This is a genomic window from Rhodovulum viride (assembly GCF_003265965.1).
Lineage (GTDB): Bacteria > Pseudomonadota > Alphaproteobacteria > Rhodobacterales > Rhodobacteraceae > Rhodovulum > Rhodovulum kholense.
Genome location: NZ_MUAV01000006.1, coordinates 49,494 through 63,906, shown reverse-complemented (window position 1 = coordinate 63,906; position 14,413 = coordinate 49,494). Strand labels below are relative to the sequence as shown.

At 67.3% G+C, this 14,413-nt stretch carries 16 protein-coding genes; 10 read left to right on the top strand and 6 right to left on the bottom strand.

Going from position 1 to position 14,413, the window contains the following annotated elements:
- Positions 1-805: 805 nt before the first annotated feature.
- On the bottom strand, positions 806-1,045 hold the full coding sequence (locus BYZ73_RS06555) for an accessory factor UbiK family protein (RefSeq protein ID WP_075785043.1): 240 nt from the start codon (positions 1,043-1,045) through the stop codon (positions 806-808).
- A 99-nt stretch (positions 1,046-1,144) separates the two neighbouring features.
- Between BYZ73_RS06555 and lgt the strand changes: the two genes are divergently transcribed.
- From lgt to BYZ73_RS06530, 5 genes are all read left to right on the top strand, one after another.
- Entirely contained in the window at positions 1,145-2,035 is an 891-nt protein-coding gene (gene lgt, locus BYZ73_RS06550) for a prolipoprotein diacylglyceryl transferase (RefSeq protein ID WP_112315345.1), read from the top strand.
- Positions 2,032-3,105: a class I SAM-dependent methyltransferase gene (locus BYZ73_RS06545; protein WP_112315344.1), complete on the top strand. Its 1,074-nt coding sequence runs from the start codon at positions 2,032-2,034 to the stop codon at positions 3,103-3,105. The genes lgt and BYZ73_RS06545 overlap by 4 nt, the downstream gene beginning before the upstream one ends.
- The gene (pgeF, locus tag BYZ73_RS06540; protein WP_108024693.1) at positions 3,102-3,857 is read left to right on the top strand and encodes a peptidoglycan editing factor PgeF; all 756 of its coding nucleotides are present in this window, start codon (positions 3,102-3,104) and stop codon (positions 3,855-3,857) included. The genes BYZ73_RS06545 and pgeF overlap by 4 nt, the downstream gene beginning before the upstream one ends.
- Before the next feature lie 7 nt (positions 3,858-3,864).
- The gene (locus BYZ73_RS06535) at positions 3,865-4,344 is read left to right on the top strand and encodes a HugZ family pyridoxamine 5'-phosphate oxidase (protein ID WP_108024691.1); all 480 of its coding nucleotides are present in this window, start codon (positions 3,865-3,867) and stop codon (positions 4,342-4,344) included.
- A gap of 168 nt (positions 4,345-4,512) precedes the next feature.
- Positions 4,513-5,400 carry a CHAD domain-containing protein gene (locus BYZ73_RS06530; RefSeq protein ID WP_112315343.1) on the top strand — a complete coding sequence of 296 codons (888 nt, stop codon included), beginning with the start codon at positions 4,513-4,515 and terminating at the stop codon, positions 5,398-5,400.
- Between the two features lie 30 nt (positions 5,401-5,430).
- Here the strand turns inward: BYZ73_RS06530 and BYZ73_RS06525 are convergent, their stop codons facing one another.
- The gene (locus BYZ73_RS06525) at positions 5,431-7,002 is read right to left on the bottom strand and encodes a lysine--tRNA ligase (protein ID WP_112315342.1); all 1,572 of its coding nucleotides are present in this window, start codon (positions 7,000-7,002) and stop codon (positions 5,431-5,433) included.
- Between the two features lie 143 nt (positions 7,003-7,145).
- On the opposite strand from BYZ73_RS06525, the gene BYZ73_RS06520 reads away from it, so the two are divergent.
- Both BYZ73_RS06520 and BYZ73_RS06515 read left to right on the top strand, forming a co-directional pair.
- Entirely contained in the window at positions 7,146-7,568 is a 423-nt protein-coding gene (locus BYZ73_RS06520) for a tellurite resistance TerB family protein (RefSeq protein WP_108024686.1), read from the top strand.
- A gap of 3 nt (positions 7,569-7,571) precedes the next feature.
- Positions 7,572-7,952 carry a hypothetical protein gene (locus tag BYZ73_RS06515; protein ID WP_220086799.1) on the top strand — a complete coding sequence of 127 codons (381 nt, stop codon included), beginning with the start codon at positions 7,572-7,574 and terminating at the stop codon, positions 7,950-7,952.
- A gap of 9 nt (positions 7,953-7,961) precedes the next feature.
- Here BYZ73_RS06515 and dacB read toward each other — a convergent pair whose 3' ends face one another.
- On the bottom strand, positions 7,962-9,452 hold the full coding sequence (dacB, locus tag BYZ73_RS06510; RefSeq protein WP_112315341.1) for a D-alanyl-D-alanine carboxypeptidase/D-alanyl-D-alanine endopeptidase: 1,491 nt from the start codon (positions 9,450-9,452) through the stop codon (positions 7,962-7,964).
- Between the two features lie 70 nt (positions 9,453-9,522).
- Positions 9,523-10,125, bottom strand: coding sequence for a nicotinate-nucleotide adenylyltransferase (locus BYZ73_RS06505; protein WP_112315340.1), 603 nt, complete (start codon positions 10,123-10,125; stop codon positions 9,523-9,525).
- A 122-nt stretch (positions 10,126-10,247) separates the two neighbouring features.
- Here BYZ73_RS06505 and ettA point away from each other — a divergent pair, with 122 nt between their 5' ends.
- Complete coding sequence (ettA, locus tag BYZ73_RS06500; RefSeq protein WP_108025072.1) at positions 10,248-11,915, top strand: energy-dependent translational throttle protein EttA; 1,668 nt, start codon at positions 10,248-10,250, stop codon at positions 11,913-11,915.
- A 35-nt stretch (positions 11,916-11,950) separates the two neighbouring features.
- Here the strand turns inward: ettA and BYZ73_RS23525 are convergent, their stop codons facing one another.
- Both BYZ73_RS23525 and BYZ73_RS06490 read right to left on the bottom strand, forming a co-directional pair.
- Positions 11,951-12,445, bottom strand: a complete 495-nt coding sequence (locus BYZ73_RS23525) for a helix-turn-helix domain-containing protein (RefSeq protein ID WP_220086798.1) — start codon at positions 12,443-12,445, stop codon at positions 11,951-11,953.
- Positions 12,442-12,780: a DUF4258 domain-containing protein gene (locus tag BYZ73_RS06490; RefSeq protein WP_112315339.1), complete on the bottom strand. Its 339-nt coding sequence runs from the start codon at positions 12,778-12,780 to the stop codon at positions 12,442-12,444. The genes BYZ73_RS23525 and BYZ73_RS06490 overlap by 4 nt, the downstream gene beginning before the upstream one ends.
- 242 nt (positions 12,781-13,022) lie before the next feature.
- Between BYZ73_RS06490 and BYZ73_RS06485 the strand changes: the two genes are divergently transcribed.
- A complete protein-coding gene (locus BYZ73_RS06485; protein WP_112315338.1) occupies positions 13,023-13,439 on the top strand; it encodes a nuclear transport factor 2 family protein in 417 nt (138 codons plus the stop codon).
- Complete coding sequence (locus tag BYZ73_RS06480; RefSeq protein WP_112315337.1) at positions 13,436-14,314, top strand: polysaccharide deacetylase family protein; 879 nt, start codon at positions 13,436-13,438, stop codon at positions 14,312-14,314. Before BYZ73_RS06485 ends, BYZ73_RS06480 begins: the two co-directional genes overlap by 4 nt.
- The last annotated feature ends 99 nt before the right edge of the window (positions 14,315-14,413 follow it).

Sequence of the window (14,413 nt, the reverse complement as noted above, 5' to 3'; positions counted from 1 at the left end):
GTGAGTTCGTCCGGAGTCAGCCCCCTGCGCCGCGGAGGACGGCGAGCACCGTGGCATCGACGGTCAGCATGATCAGACTGTTCAGATCGGCGATCTCGGGGAGGACGAAGGGGCCCGGAACTCGCTGTCCCCAAGGCGGGCGACGGAAGTGGATCCGGCGCATGGCGCACCTGGTGACGGCGCGCAAGCGAAGGACGCAGCGACGGGAGTATACGATGCGGTGGCCAGGTGCGATCCCGCTGCGGTTCCTGACGCGGCCCGGCGTGGCGGTCGGCCCGGAGCTCGGCACGGACCGGACCGCGACCCGGCGCAGCCTCTCGGCCTGTTTCTCAAGCGGCCCATGGTCCGGTTGCACGACGGTGCACGGCTGTCGGGGAAGACTCCGGACTCGCGCGCGCCGTGCGCCTCCGACCTACAGGACGGGTTATGCGGACGGGGCACCCCGGCGCCCGATGCCGCGCTCTGCCGGACATTGCCCGGCGGTGTCGCGCCGGGAGATCCCGGTTGGCGATCGTTGCGTCCGGCATCGGGATTCAACTGCGTGACGGTTCGCCTGACGGCACGACGCTCGAAGCCCCACTGGCCGTCAAAGACGCCATTGCGGCCCGGTCCCGGAACCACCGGCCCGACCCCACCGCGCGCGGGCGACAGATGTCTCACAGGCACCAAAGCCCCGGGCTGAGGCCATACCCGTTCCCCCAGGCCCCGAATTTTCGCAGAAAATTCGCCCCTTCGCCCGACCGAACGCCTCCAGGGTCCCTCAGGGCGGCCCTGCCCGCGCCCCGCTCCGGGCCGATCCTCTGCGCTATTTCGCTTCCAGGGCCGCGATCCGGGCCTTCAGCGCCTCGTTTTCCTCGCGCGCTTTCTGCGCCATCGCGCGCACCGCGTCGAATTCCTCGCGGGTCACGAAGTTGCGGTCGGCGAGCCAGCGATCGAGCATGCTCTTCATCGCCGTCTCGGCCTCGTCCTTGGCACCCTGGGCCACGCCCATGGCATTCGTCATCAGCTTCGACATGTCGTCGAGAAATTTGTTGCGGGTCTGCATGGCGGCCTCTGGCATTTACATTCGCGCCCTATATGGCCCGCAGGCGGCGCAAGCTCAAGGTTGACTTCGCCGCGCAGCCCAGAGAACAGAAGGCCCAAGATGCACGCGGTTCTCCCCTTTCCCGACCTCACCCCCGAGATCTTCTCGATCTCGGTCTTCGGTTTCGACTTCGCGCTCCGCTGGTATGCGCTGGCCTATATCGCCGGGATCGTGATCGGCTGGCGGCTGGTCGTCGCACTGATGCGGCGCGAGCGGCTCTGGCCCGCCTCCCGCCCGCCGATGCGTCCAGAGCAGGTCGAGGAACTGCTGACCTGGATCGTGCTGGGCGTGATCCTCGGCGGACGGCTCGGCTTCGTGCTGTTCTACAAGCCGCTCTATTATCTGAGCGCTCCCTGGGAGATCCCGATCCTCTGGCACGGGGGCATGGCCTTCCATGGCGGCTTGCTGGGGGTCATGGCGGCGGTGCTTCTGTTCACCCGAAAGCACGGCATCCCGCTGCTGCCCGCCGCCGACGCGCTGGCGCTGGCGACGCCACCGGGGCTTTTCTTCGGGCGGATCGCGAATTTCATCAATGCCGAGCTCTGGGGTCGCCCGTCCGATCTGCCCTGGGCTGTCGTCTTCCCCGGAGAGGCCGCGCAATACTGCCCCGGCTGGGACAGCTTTCCCTGCGCCCGCCACCCCTCGCAGCTCTACGAAGCCGGGCTTGAAGGGCTTTTGCTTGGCGCGGTCCTGCTTTGGCTTGCGCTGGCCCGCGGCGCGCTGGAGACGCCCGGACGCGTCGCCGGGACCTTCTTTGCGGGCTACGGGCTCGCGCGGTTTGCCGTCGAATTCGTCCGTCAGCCCGATGCGCAATTCGCAGGCCCGGGCAATCCGCTGGGCCTTGCGCTGCACTGGCAGGGCTACGGGCTGACCATGGGCCAGCTTCTGTCGCTGCCGATGATGGCGCTGGGGCTCGGGCTCATCCTTGTCTCGGCGCGGCGCCGGGCATGACCCCGCTTGCACGGCTTCTCGCCCGGCGGATCGCGGCGACCGGCCCGATCGGCATCGCGGACTTCATGGCCGACTGCCTGATGCATCCCGAGCACGGCTATTACAGCACCCGCGATCCGTTCGGAGAGGCGGGAGATTTCACCACCGCCCCCGAGATCAGCCAGATGTTCGGAGAGCTTCTGGGGCTTTGGCTCGCTCAGGTCTGGCTCGACCAAGGCGCGCCCGCACCCTTTGTTCTGGCCGAGCTCGGCCCCGGGCGCGGCACGCTGATGGCCGATCTCTGGCGCGCCACGAAACGCGTGCCGGGCTTTCACGCGGCCGCGCGGGTGCATCTGGTCGAGACCTCACCCCACCTTCGCGCCCGCCAGCGCCAGGCGTTGCCGGGGCTCGACATCGCCTGGATCGACAGCGCCGCCCCCCTGCCCGACGCGCCTCTCTTCGTGATCGCCAACGAATTTTTCGACGCCCTGCCGATCCGCCAGTTCCAGCGCGATCCGGCGGGCTGGCGCGAACGGCTGGTCGGGCTCGAGGATGACAGGCTGACCCTCGGGCTTTCGGCGCCGCTGCCGCTTGCCGCACTGGACCACCGGCTGGCCGATACCGAACCGGGCGACATCGTCGAGACCTGCGCCCCTGCCTGCGCCATCGTCGAGACCCTGGCGGCGCGGATCGCCGCCCGGGGCGGGGCCGCGCTGATCGTCGATTACGGCGGCTGGCACAGCCTCGGCGACACGCTGCAAGCCCTGCGCGCGCACCGCCCCGAGCCGCCGCTCGCCCATCCCGGCGAGGCCGATCTGACCGCCCATGTCGATTTCGAGGCGCTGGCCCGCGCCGCCCGAACCGTCGAGGGCGTCCGGGTCAGCGGTCCGACCCCGCAGGGCGTGCTGCTCGAACGGCTCGGGATTGCGGCCCGCGCCCAGGCTCTGGCGCAAAACCTCGCCGGTGCGGCGCTCCGAAGCCATATTGCCGCACATCGCCGCTTGACCCACCCCGAGGAAATGGGAACGCTCTTCCAGACACTCGCGCTGACCCCCGCACGGGCCCCCGATCCCCCAGGACTTCGTTCATGACTTTGGAAATTCTCACTTCGAACGCACTCGCGCCGCTGCGTCACGGGTTCTTCACCCGGCAGGGCGGCGCGTCGTCCGGGATCTTCTGGGGGCTCAACTGCGGCGGGGGCTCGTCGGACCTGTCCGAGGCGGTGGCGATCAACCGCAACCGGGTCGCGGGCGCGATGGGCGTGGAACCCGACCGCCTGGTCACCGTGCATCAGGTCCATTCCGCCGCTGTCGCGGTGATCGAAACCCTGCCCGAATCTCCGCTGCGCGCCGATGCCATGGTCACCCGGACCCCGGGGCTGGCGCTGGGCGTGCTGACCGCCGATTGCCAGCCGGTGCTGTTTGCCGACCGCACTGCGGGTGTGGTGGGGGCGGCCCATGCGGGCTGGAAGGGCGCGCTTGGGGGCATTCTCGAGGCCACGCTCGAGGCGATGGAGAGGCTCGGCGCCCGGCGCGACGACACGGTCGCCGTGATCGGCCCGACCATCAGCCAGCGCGCCTATGAGGTCGGGCCGGAATTCCTCGACACGTTCCTGAGCGAGGACCCCGACTCGACGCGGTTCTTCGCCGCCGGCAAGGGCGACCGCGTCCAGTTCGACCTGCCGGGCTTCAGCCTGGCCCGGTTGCGCGGCGCGGGCATCGGGCAGGCGCTCTGGACCCGCCATTGCACCTATTCAGACCCCGACCGGTTCTTTTCCTACCGCCGCAGCGTCCATACCGGCGAGGCCGATTACGGGCGGCTGATCTCGGCGATCAGGCTCTGAGCCCGCGATGAGCGCCAAGGACCCGTTCCGCCCGGCCGACGATGACGCCCGCGCGCTGGCCCGCAAGCTGATCGCCGAGGCGCGGTACGGCGCGCTGGCGGTCCTGCGCGAGGGCGCCCCCTTCGTCACCCGGATCGCGCTGGCGCCGGGGCCGGACGGTTTGCCGGTGACGCTGATCTCGGATCTCGCACCGCATACGGCGGCGCTGCGCGCCCTGCCCGACTGTTCGCTTCTGGTGGGCGAGCCCGGCCCCAAGGGCGACCCGCTGACCCATCCCCGGCTGACCCTGCAGGCCCGCGCGGTCTTCGCGACCCGGCCCGCCGACCGCATCGCGCTGCGCGACCATTACCTCGACCATCAGCCCAAGGCCCAGCTTTACGCGGATTTCGCCGATTTCCATTTCGTCCGGCTGGTGCCCCATTCGGGCCATCTGAATGGCGGATTCGGCCAGGCCTTCCGCCTGACGGCCGAAGATCTGGGCGCCTGACGCTCATTTTCGCGGCTCCGCGACGCCTGACCGCAGCCGCGCGTCGGGCGCAGGGACGCTGCGCCGCGGGCGCATCTTCCTCTCCTGTCACAAAGGACTAACATCCCGGTTCTAGGCATCGGATCGGATTCCGGAATCATACGAGTTCAAGGACGCGACTTTCCCAGCATGACCTATCGCCTGAAACGCTCGGACAAGAGCACCGAAGCGGCCCTGCGCCGGATCGCGATCGAGGAAATCGACGCCGCCCTCACCGAACTCGACGACCCGGGGATCGAGCTGCACGAAAAGGTCCACGGCCTGCGCAAGCGCGCCAAGAAGCTGCGCGGGCTGATCCGTCTCGTGCGCCCCGCCTTCCCGGCCTATGCCCGCGAGAACGGCGCGATCCGAGACGCGGCGCGGCGCCTGTCGGGGTTGCGCGACCGCGAGGGCATGGTCGAGACCTTCGACAAGCTGGCCGCCGGGGGCCGGCTGAGCGGATTCGAGCCGGTGCGCGCGCATCTGGTCGCGACCCGCGACCGCGCCGCCGCCAAGGCCCATGTCGAGGAGGATCTGGCGGCGTTCCGGCTGGACATGCTGGCGCTGCGCGAACGGGCGCGCAGCTGGGCGCTTTACGGCGACGGCTTCCGGCCGATGCGGCGCGGGTTGCAGCGCACCTTCGACCGCGCGCGCAAGGGCCGCGCCGCCGCCGCCGAGGCGCCCGAGGTCGCGGTGATCCACGACTGGCGCAAGCGGGTGAAATATCACTGGTATCACACCCGGCTTCTGCGGCCGATCGAACGCGCGCCGCTGGGGCGCCGGGCGAAGAAGGTCGCGGAACTGTCCGAACTTCTGGGCGATCATCACGATCTGGCCGTGCTGGACACCCATCTTGCGGCGACCCCCGACCTGCCGGGCGGGACCGAGACCCGCGACGCCCTGCGCGCGCGGATCGCGGCACGGCAGGCGGACCTGGCCGATGCGGCGCAGACCCTCGGCGCGCGGCTTTTCGCCAGCCCGGCCAAGGATCTGGGACGAAGCTGGAAACGCTGGTGGAAGTCCTGGCACCGGGACTAGGCGTCCCGGCAGCCGGGCGGCCCGGGCGGCTCAGCCCCGGGCCAGCGCGTCCTCGATCAGCCGCACGGTTTCATCGACGCCGTAAAGCGCGATGAACCCGCCAAAGCGCGGCCCCTGGCTCGCGCCCAGCAGCACCTCGTAAAGCGCCTTGAACCAGTCGCGCAGCGGCTCGAACCCGTGATCCTTGCCGACCGCGAAGACGAGGCTTTGCAGCTCTTCGGCGTCGAGCCCCCCCTCCCAGACCTTGAGCCGGGCGACCAGATCCTCCATCGCCGCGCGTTCGGTCGCGTCGGGCGCGCGGAACTGGCGCTGCGGGGCCACGAAATCGTGGAAATAGCGCACCGCGAAGGCCGCCGCCTGATCGAGATCGGGATGGGTTTCGGGCGAGGCCTCGGGCGCATAGCGCTTGATGAAGCCCCACAGCCCGTCCTTGTCGGTCGCCCCTGCCACCGAGGCGAGGTTCAGGAGCATCGCGAAGGGCACCACCATCCGGCTTTCGGGCGGGGTGCCGCCATGGATGTGCCAGACCGGGTTGTCGATCTGGGCCTTCAGCTCCTGCCCCGGGAAGGCGCGCAGCTGCTGATGATATTCGTCCACCGCCTTCGGGATCACGTCCCACCAGAGCCGCTTGGCGGTCTTGGGCTTCTGGTACATGAAATAGGACAGGCTCTCGGTCGCGGCATAGGTCAGCCATTCGTCGATGGTCAGCCCGTTGCCCTTCGATTTCGAGATCTTCTCACCGCTTTCGTCGAGGAACAGTTCGTAGGTGAAATGCTCGGGCTTCCTGCCGCCGAGGATTTCGCAGATCCGGTCATAGATCGGCGTGTTGGTCGAATGGTCCTTGCCATACATCTCGAAATCGACGCCCAGCGCGGCCCAGCGCGCGCCGAAATCGGGCTTCCACTGCAGCTTGACCTTGCCGCCCGTCACCGGCAGCGTCCATTCGCGGCCGTCCTCGTCGTCGAAGGTGATGGTGTGGTTGACCGCATCGACCTGCTTCATCGGCACGTACAGCACGCGCCCGGTCTCGGGGTGGATCGGCAGGAAGATCGAATAGGTCTGCTGACGTTCCTCGCGCAGCGATTTCAGCATCACCGCCATCAGGTCGTCATAGCGTTCGGTCGCCAGCTTCAGCGTGTCGTCGAACCGGCCCGAGCGGTAGAATTCGGTCGCCGAGTAGAATTCGTATTCGAAGCCGAAGGTGTCGAGGAACCGCCGCAGCATCGCGTTGTTGTGATGGCCGAAGCTTTCGTATTCTTCGAACGGATCGGGCACCGAGGTCAGCGGCCGCTGCAGATGTTCGCGCAGCATCTCTTGGTTCGGCACGTTGCCCGGCACCTTGCGCATGCCGTCCATGTCGTCCGAGAAACAGATCAGCCGGGTCGGGATGTCCGAGATCGCCTCGAAGGCGCGGCGGATCATCGTCGTGCGCAGAACCTCGCCGAAGGTGCCGATATGGGGCAGGCCCGAGGGACCGTAGCCGGTCTCGAACAGGATATAGCCCTTGTCCGCGGCCCCCTTTTCGGCGCGCTTGAGCAGCTTCCGGGCCTCTTCGAAGGGCCAGGCCTTGGAACTCATCGCGGCGTCGCGGAGGTTGGACATCGTTTCGCACTCTCTTCGCTGGACGGGCCCCGGGCCCGGCGCTTCGCTGGCCGGACCCCATGCCCGACAAGGCCCCGACTCCTATTGCCCCCCTTGCGCCTCGTCAATATTCTGCGCCGCAACACGACCCGACGGAGACCCCCATGAGCGAACCCGAAACGCCCCTTTCCGCCCAGGACGCGCTGGTCGCGATCATGGTGGCGGTTTCCGCCTCGGACGAGACCATCCGCACCGCCGAGCTGGTGACCATCGAGCGGATGGTGAATCACCTGCCGATCTTTGCCGATTACGACCAGGATCGCATCCGCATCGTCGCCCAGACGGTGTTCGACCTGTTCAGCGAATATGACGGGCTCGACGCGCTGTTCGGGCTGGTCAACGAGGCGCTGCCCGAGAAGCTGCACGAAACCGCCTATGTGCTGGCCTGCGACGTGGCCGCGGCCGACGGGCGGCTGGGCGAGACCGAATTGCGGCTTCTGGAAGAGATCCGCTACGAGCTGAACATCGACCGGCTGGCGGGCGCGGCCATCGAGCGGGCGGCGCGGGCGCGCCATATGGTGCTTTAGCCGGTGATCCCCGTCAGCGTTCCCGTCGATCTGCCCGCGCGGTTCTGGCCCTTCGCCGACCGCTTCGTCGCCGCCGCGGAAATCGTGGTGGACCGGCCCAAGGGCTCGGCCCATCCGCGCTTTCCCGAACTCGTCTATCCGCTGGACTATGGCTATCTCGACGGGACCCGCGCCATCGACGGCGATGGGGTGGACCTGTGGCGCGGCAGCCTGCCCGAGCCCCGGGTGACCGGCGTTCTGGCCTCGATGGATCTCAGCAAGCGCGATGCCGAACTGAAGCTGCTCTTGGGCTGCACCGAGGCCGAAATGGCCGAGATCGACGCCTTTCACAATCAGGCGGGGTTCATCGCGGGGCTGCTGGTGGTCCGGCCCGACGGCGTCTGAGACGGCCGGTCAGGCGTACAGGTCCGCCCAGCGCCTCAGGAAATCCTGCTGAAGCGCGCGCGAGCGCGAGATCCAGGCCTTGCCGCCTGGCGGGCGTTCCATCTCTTCAGGGCCGAGCCGCGCGCGGCGCTCCTCGTCGGCCGAGAACATCGCGAAAGCCATCTGCCGCCCGCCGGGCGCCCCGATATAGCCCGCCAGCGCCGAGACGAAATTCAGCGTGCCGGTCTTGGCCGACACCTCGACCGGATGCCCGGTCTGCGGCCGTCCCGCGTCGTCGCGGATCGGAATGTCCTTCAGAAGCGGCCGCAGCCGCCCTTCGGGCGCGGCGATGGCCAGCGTGCGGACCAGTTCCATCGGCGACAGCCGCGAGGCATCGCCCAGCCCCGAATGATCGACGAACCGCGCCTTTTGCGCGCCCATCCGGGTCTGCATCCACTCGGTCATCGCCTGCCCGGACTCGGCCAGGCTTTGCGGGCGGGCACCGCGCGCGATGGTCGAGGCCAGCCCCACCGCCTCGGCGGTGACATTGGTCGAGTATTTCAGCATCTCGCGCAGGATCTCGGCCAGAGGCGCGCTGTCGATTCGGCCCAGCTGGGTGCCGGCGGGTGCACCGGCCACCTCCTGCGGCGTGTCGAGCACGATGCCATGCGAGCGCGCCAGCGTCTGGAACACCTCGGCACAGTAAAGCGCCGGACGGCGCACCGGCAGCCAGCGCGCGCCCTCGGCCCCAAGCGCGCCCTGGGCCACGGTCCATTCGTCGATGCCCCCGTTCGAGGCATAGGTGTAGACCGGCGTCGCCCGGTCGACGACATGAATGCGCGCCACACCGACCTGGGGCGCATAGCGCCGGGCGCGGGCATCCATCGTCACCGCATAACCGCCCGCCGCGCGGTGCCATTCGAAATGGACCCGGTTGAAGTTGAGGTTCAGCCCCGAAATCGCCGGGTTGTAGCCGACCTGCGGCGGCTGGCCCGGATCGATCGCGGGCAGCCCCGGCAGCGCCCCCGCATGGTAGAGGAACCGCCCCCGCACCTCGGTCACCCCGGCGGCCTTCAGCTGGGCGGCCAGATCGCCCAGAAGGTCGGTATCGAGCGTCGGATCGCCGCCCCCCGCCAGCACCAGATCGCCCTCGAGCCGCCCGCCGGTCACCGGCCCCGTCGCGATCAGCCGCGTGGTAAAGCGAAACTCGGGCCCGAGCGCATCCAGCGCATAAAGCGCCGTGACCGATTTCGCGACCGAGGCCGGGGGCAAGCCCAGAAGTGGCTTGTGCGCCTCCAGCAGCGTGCCTGTCCCGACATCGACAAGGGCGAAGGCGAACTTGCCGGAAAGCCCCGCCGCCTCGATCAGCTGCGCCGCATCGGCCACCCGGCCGCGCAATTCCGGACGTGGCCGCGGCACCGGCGAACGGTCGAGCGGCGCGCCCAGCGCCGAAGCGGCGGGCCCCGCCATGAGACCGGCCAGAAAGAGCCGTCGCGAAAGCTGTGAGAGGGGCGTCGTCATGCGCGGGAGTGAACCAGACCGGCCCGGTTCGGGCAAGGTGGGAAAGGGTTAATCGCCACAACCTCCATGCCTAGCCGCGCCAGTCGCCGCGCGCCCGGATCTCGGAGGACGACAGATCGACCATCGGCATGTTCAGATAGCACCAGGCCGGGGGCTGCCGGTCTGCCAGGCAAGGCGCACGATCGGCCGACAGCCGATAGCGGGCATGGGTGATCGCGGCGCGCGACCGGCGCGCCGCCACCCCCTGCCCCGGCCGGGCCAGCACGCCCACCGGCACGTTGTCGAGGATCCAGCGCCAGCGGTCCCAGCGGTGAAAGTCGATCAGGTTGTCGGCCCCCATCAGCCAGACGAACCGCACCCCGGGATAAAGCGCCATCAGCCGTTTCAGCGTCTGGGCGGTGTAGCGGGTGCCGATCCGGGCCTCCAGATCGGTGATCTCGACCCGCGGGTGATCCATCACCGCCCGTGCCGCCGCGATCCGCCGCGCCATCGGGGCCGGGCCTTCGGACTTCAGCGGATTGCCCGGCGAGACCAGCCACCAGACCCGGTCCAGCCGGAACCGTTTCAGGGCAATGCGCGTGATATGCGCATGCCCCTCATGGGCCGGATCGAAAGACCCGCCCAGAAGCCCGATCCGCATCCCGGCCCGCGCCGTCGGAAGCCCCGCCCGCATTCGCCCGTCCCACCGCCTCATTCGACACAGGGCCGCACGTTAACCTGCCCGTCATTGCCCTTGTCCAGCGGAATCGCTATGTGCAGACACAACTCTTTCCCCTTCTGCACGAGGCGTTCGCGATGGCTTCCTACCAATATGTCTACCACATGGACGGCGTGTCCAAGACCTATCCGGGCGGCAAGAAGTGCTTTGAGAACATCCGCCTGAACTTCCTGCCCGGGGTCAAGATCGGGGTCGTGGGCGTCAACGGCGCCGGCAAATCGACGCTTCTGCGGATCATGGCGGGCTGGGACAAGGACTTCTCGGGCGAGGCCTGGGCGGCCAAGGGCGCCCGCGTCGGCTATCTGCCGCAGGAACCCGAACTCGACCCCGCGCTGACCGTGCGCGAGAACGTCATGCTGGGCGTGGCCGGGAAGAAGGCCAAGATCGACCGGTTCAACGAGATCGCCATGCAGGTCGCCGAGGATTACTCGGACGAGCTGATGGAAGAGATGACGACCCTGCAGGACCAGATCGACGCCGAGAACCTGTGGGATCTCGACAGCCAGATCGACGTCGCGATGGAGGCCCTGCGCTGCCCGCCCGACGATGCGCCGGTCGAAACCCTTTCGGGCGGCGAAAAGCGCCGGGTGGCGCTGTGCAAGCTGCTGCTGGAAGCGCCCGACATGCTGCTGCTGGACGAACCCACCAACCACCTCGACGCCGAGACCATCGCCTGGCTGCAACAGCACCTGATCGAGTACAAGGGCACGATCCTGATCGTCACCCACGACCGCTATTTCCTCGACGACATCACCGGCTGGATCCTCGAACTCGACCGCGGCCGGGGCATTCCCTACGAGGGCAACTATTCGAGCTGGCTGGAACAGAAGGCCAAGCGGCTGGAACAGGAAGCGCGCGAGGACAAGGCCAAGCAGAAACAGCTGGAACGCGAACTGGACTGGATCCGCGCCGGCCAGAAGGCGCGGCAGGCGAAATCCAAGGCCCGGATCCAGGCCTATGAGGAACTGGCCGGCCAGTCCGAACGCGAAAAGCTGGGCCGCGCGCAGATCATCATTCCGAACGGGCCCCGTCTGGGCGGCAAGGTGATCGAGATCGAGGGGCTGAAGAAGGGCTATGGCGACCGGCTGCTGATCGAGGATCTCAGCCTCGCCCTGCCCCCGGGCGGCATCGTCGGCGTGATCGGCCCGAACGGCGCCGGGAAATCGACCCTGTTTCGCATGCTGACGGGCCAGGAAACGCCCGACGCAGGCGCCATCACCTTCGGCGACACCGTCAAGCTGAGCTACGTCGACCAGTCCCGCGACGCGCTCGACCCCAACAAGACGGTCTGGGAAGAAATTTCCGACGGGCTCGACATCGTGGTTCTGGGCGATGCCGAGGTGAACAGCCGCGCCTATTGTTCGTCCTTCAACTTCAAGGGCGGCGACCAGCAGAAGAAGGTGGGGCTGCTGTCGGGCGGCGAGCGCAACCGCGTCCACATGGCCAAGCTGCTGAAATCGGGCGGCAACGTGCTGCTCTTGGACGAACCGACCAACGATCTGGACGTCGAGACCCTGCAGGCGCTGGAAGCGGCGCTTGAGGATTTCGCGGGCTGCGCGGTCATCATCAGCCACGACCGCTTCTTCCTCGACCGGCTCTGCACCCACATCCTGGCCTTCGAGGGCGAGGCCCATGTGGAATGGTTCGAGGGCAACTTCGAGGCCTACGAGGAAGACAAGATCCGCCGTCTGGGCCCGGACTCGGTCGAGCCGAAGCGGGTGAAGTACAAGAAGTTCGCGCGGTAAATCAGGAAAACGCAGCCTGCGTCTAAGCCAACAGCTTAGGCGCAGGTTTCGAACCAGCTACCATTTTCCTCTCTGAAACGGGGAGTATAGTCGCGCATCTCATCGCGTTCTATCGTGTCTTGGATCTTTGCGATCAGTTCCGCCCGCGCTTCCTCGGGCAAAAGACGGAACACGAACAGGAAACGCAGCAGCCTGTCGACCGGTCCTGAGATGCGGCTCTCCCCCTTTTCGTATCGTGCCACGGTCTGGCCATCGATGCCGAGGAGCTTCCCCAGTTCGCTCTGCGTCATGTTCATCTCGACCCTGAGAAAGCGAAAATCGCGCGAACTCAGCGTCTTCTTCATCGAAATGATCCGAAGAGCGATGGCTTCGTGCAGATTGTCGATGTTGTCTATCGAGATGCCTGGCCCGTAGTCTGTCTCCTCACGCACGAAACCATTCAGGAGAATGACATCGTCCAGTCCGGAAATCTTGTAGACATAGGGTTGAGCGTCCCGCGCTTTCCCATCGATAAAAAACTCAGAAGTCATCTCATATCTTCCCATTGCACGGTTATGATGACCAAACGGTCGCGAGCCAGAACCGCAGTGACAACTCCCACATCACGCTTTCCAGGCACACTGCCGGTGACCTTCACGACCCAGTCGCCTACCCGTTTTCCATTCTGCACCTCGCCTGACAGCATCCCGCTTCGGAGCACCTTGAACATCATGGTGCTGGTAATGTCTCTTTGCACCATGCGCTCCTCGGCATGGCAGGTGATCGTCACGTTCGCCGAGTCGGCAGCCAAGAAGCGAACTTTTTCCCGCAGAACTTCCGGCCTAGGTGGCCGCAAATCCTCCGGTCCCTTTTCAAGATTCGCCATGCCACCCCCTTTGACCTATCAATATGATAGTTGCAAGCGACTAATATTTCAATATTTCTGCGTTCGCCTGGCCCCTGCGGGCTACGCACAGCCGCTAAACAGGCGACGGAAAAGCGCGAAACCCTTTGAAAGGTCAAACACGCGGAATCCCGGAACTGTTTGAGATACCTTGCGCTTTCGTCTGACATCGAGGTAGGCACGAGGACATTGGTACGCCGCACTACCGCAAGCAAGAGGCCCCCATGACCGACCCCGCCGCCGAGGCCAAGCGTATCGTCGAGGCCTATCTCGAACGCTCGATGATCCCCGATCCCGAAGGCGCCGCCGCCTTTCTGGCCGAGGATTTCCGGATGAGCTTCACCGGCGGACGGAAATTCGGCGGGCCGGCCGACAGCGCGGGCTTCAACGGCAAGCGCTACGGATGGGTCAAGAAACGGTTCCTTCGGACCGATGCCGTCACCGATCCCGAAACCGGCGAGGTCCGGGTCTACAATACCGGCCATCTCTATGGCGAATGGCCCGACGGCACGCCCTTCGACGGCAACCGCTATATCGACATCTTCACCGTCCGGGACGGCAAGATCGTCTCGACCGACGTCTGGAACGACAGCGCCGAGATCCTGCTGGACCGCGCGGGGCTGGCCGAGGCGCCGCTGTGAGCCTGAAGGTCCACGGCCGCTACGACTACAGCCCGATCACCGACCGGCCCGATTTCACCTGGCCCGGGGCCAAGCGGCTTGCGGTCTATCTGGGCGTGAACCTCGAACATTTCGCCTTTGGCGAGGGGCTCGGGGCAGAGCTGGCGCCCGGCGGGCCGCAGCCCGACATCCTGAATTATGCCTGGCGCGACTATGGCAACCGGGTGGGCGCCTGGCGGCTGATCGAGATGCTCGACGCGCTCGGCCTGCCCGCGACCGTGCTGGCCAATTCGGCGATGTGCGACCACGCGCCCGAATTGATGGCCGCCCATCGCGCCCGGGGCGACGAGATCGCGGGCCATGGGCGCAGCAACAGCGAACGGCAGGGCACCATGGACGAGGCCGCCGAGCGGGCGATGATCCGCGAGGCGACAGAGACGCTCGCCCGCGCGGAGGGCAAGGCGCCGAGGGGCTGGCTCAGCCCCTGGATTTCCGAAAGCCCGGTCACGCCGGACCTGCTGGCCGAAGCGGGCTATGCCTATACGCTGAACTGGTGCATGGACGATCAGCCGGTCTGGATGCGCACCGCCCATGGGCCGCTGCTGGCAGTGCCCTATCCGCAGGAACTGAACGACATTCCCGCCATTGTCGGCCGCAAGGACAGCGCCGAAACCTTCGCCCGGATGATCGTCGACAATTTCGACGAGATGCTGGAGCAGTCGGCGCACCAGTCGCTGGTGATGGGGATCGCGCTGCACCCTTATATCATGGGCCAGCCCTGCCGGCTGAGGGCGTTGCGCGGAGCGCTGGCGCATATCGCCGGGCATCGCGACCGCATCTGGATCACCACCGCAGGCGCCATCTGCGACAGCTTCGCCGTCCAACGCCCCGCCTGACCCATGCGCGCAGCCCCGGCGGGTCTTCGCCCATGGCGCCGTCGCAACCGGGCAACGCTGGCGGGATAAGGCGGCCCGGGGTCAGGAGCCCCCTTGTGG

Excerpts from the sequence above, each read along its gene's own strand:
- dacB (WP_112315341.1), bottom strand. The coding sequence starts at position 9,452 with ATGACGACGCCCCTCTCACAGCTTTCGCGACGGCTCTTTCTGGCCGGT.
- ettA (WP_108025072.1), top strand. The coding sequence starts at position 10,248 with ATGGCTTCCTACCAATATGTCTACCACATGGACGGCGTGTCCAAGACC.
- BYZ73_RS06490 (WP_112315339.1), bottom strand. The coding sequence starts at position 12,780 with ATGGCGAATCTTGAAAAGGGACCGGAGGATTTGCGGCCACCTAGGCCG.
- BYZ73_RS06530 (WP_112315343.1), top strand. The coding sequence starts at position 4,513 with ATGACCTATCGCCTGAAACGCTCGGACAAGAGCACCGAAGCGGCCCTG.
- BYZ73_RS06535 (WP_108024691.1), top strand. The coding sequence starts at position 3,865 with ATGAGCGCCAAGGACCCGTTCCGCCCGGCCGACGATGACGCCCGCGCG.
- lgt (WP_112315345.1), top strand. The coding sequence starts at position 1,145 with ATGCACGCGGTTCTCCCCTTTCCCGACCTCACCCCCGAGATCTTCTCG.
- pgeF (WP_108024693.1), top strand. The coding sequence starts at position 3,102 with ATGACTTTGGAAATTCTCACTTCGAACGCACTCGCGCCGCTGCGTCAC.
- BYZ73_RS06555 (WP_075785043.1), bottom strand. The coding sequence starts at position 1,045 with ATGCAGACCCGCAACAAATTTCTCGACGACATGTCGAAGCTGATGACG.
- BYZ73_RS06505 (WP_112315340.1), bottom strand. The coding sequence starts at position 10,125 with ATGCGGGCGGGGCTTCCGACGGCGCGGGCCGGGATGCGGATCGGGCTT.
- BYZ73_RS06545 (WP_112315344.1), top strand. The coding sequence starts at position 2,032 with ATGACCCCGCTTGCACGGCTTCTCGCCCGGCGGATCGCGGCGACCGGC.
- BYZ73_RS06520 (WP_108024686.1), top strand. The coding sequence starts at position 7,146 with ATGAGCGAACCCGAAACGCCCCTTTCCGCCCAGGACGCGCTGGTCGCG.
- BYZ73_RS06485 (WP_112315338.1), top strand. The coding sequence starts at position 13,023 with ATGACCGACCCCGCCGCCGAGGCCAAGCGTATCGTCGAGGCCTATCTC.
- BYZ73_RS23525 (WP_220086798.1), bottom strand. The coding sequence starts at position 12,445 with ATGACTTCTGAGTTTTTTATCGATGGGAAAGCGCGGGACGCTCAACCC.
- BYZ73_RS06525 (WP_112315342.1), bottom strand. The coding sequence starts at position 7,002 with ATGTCCAACCTCCGCGACGCCGCGATGAGTTCCAAGGCCTGGCCCTTC.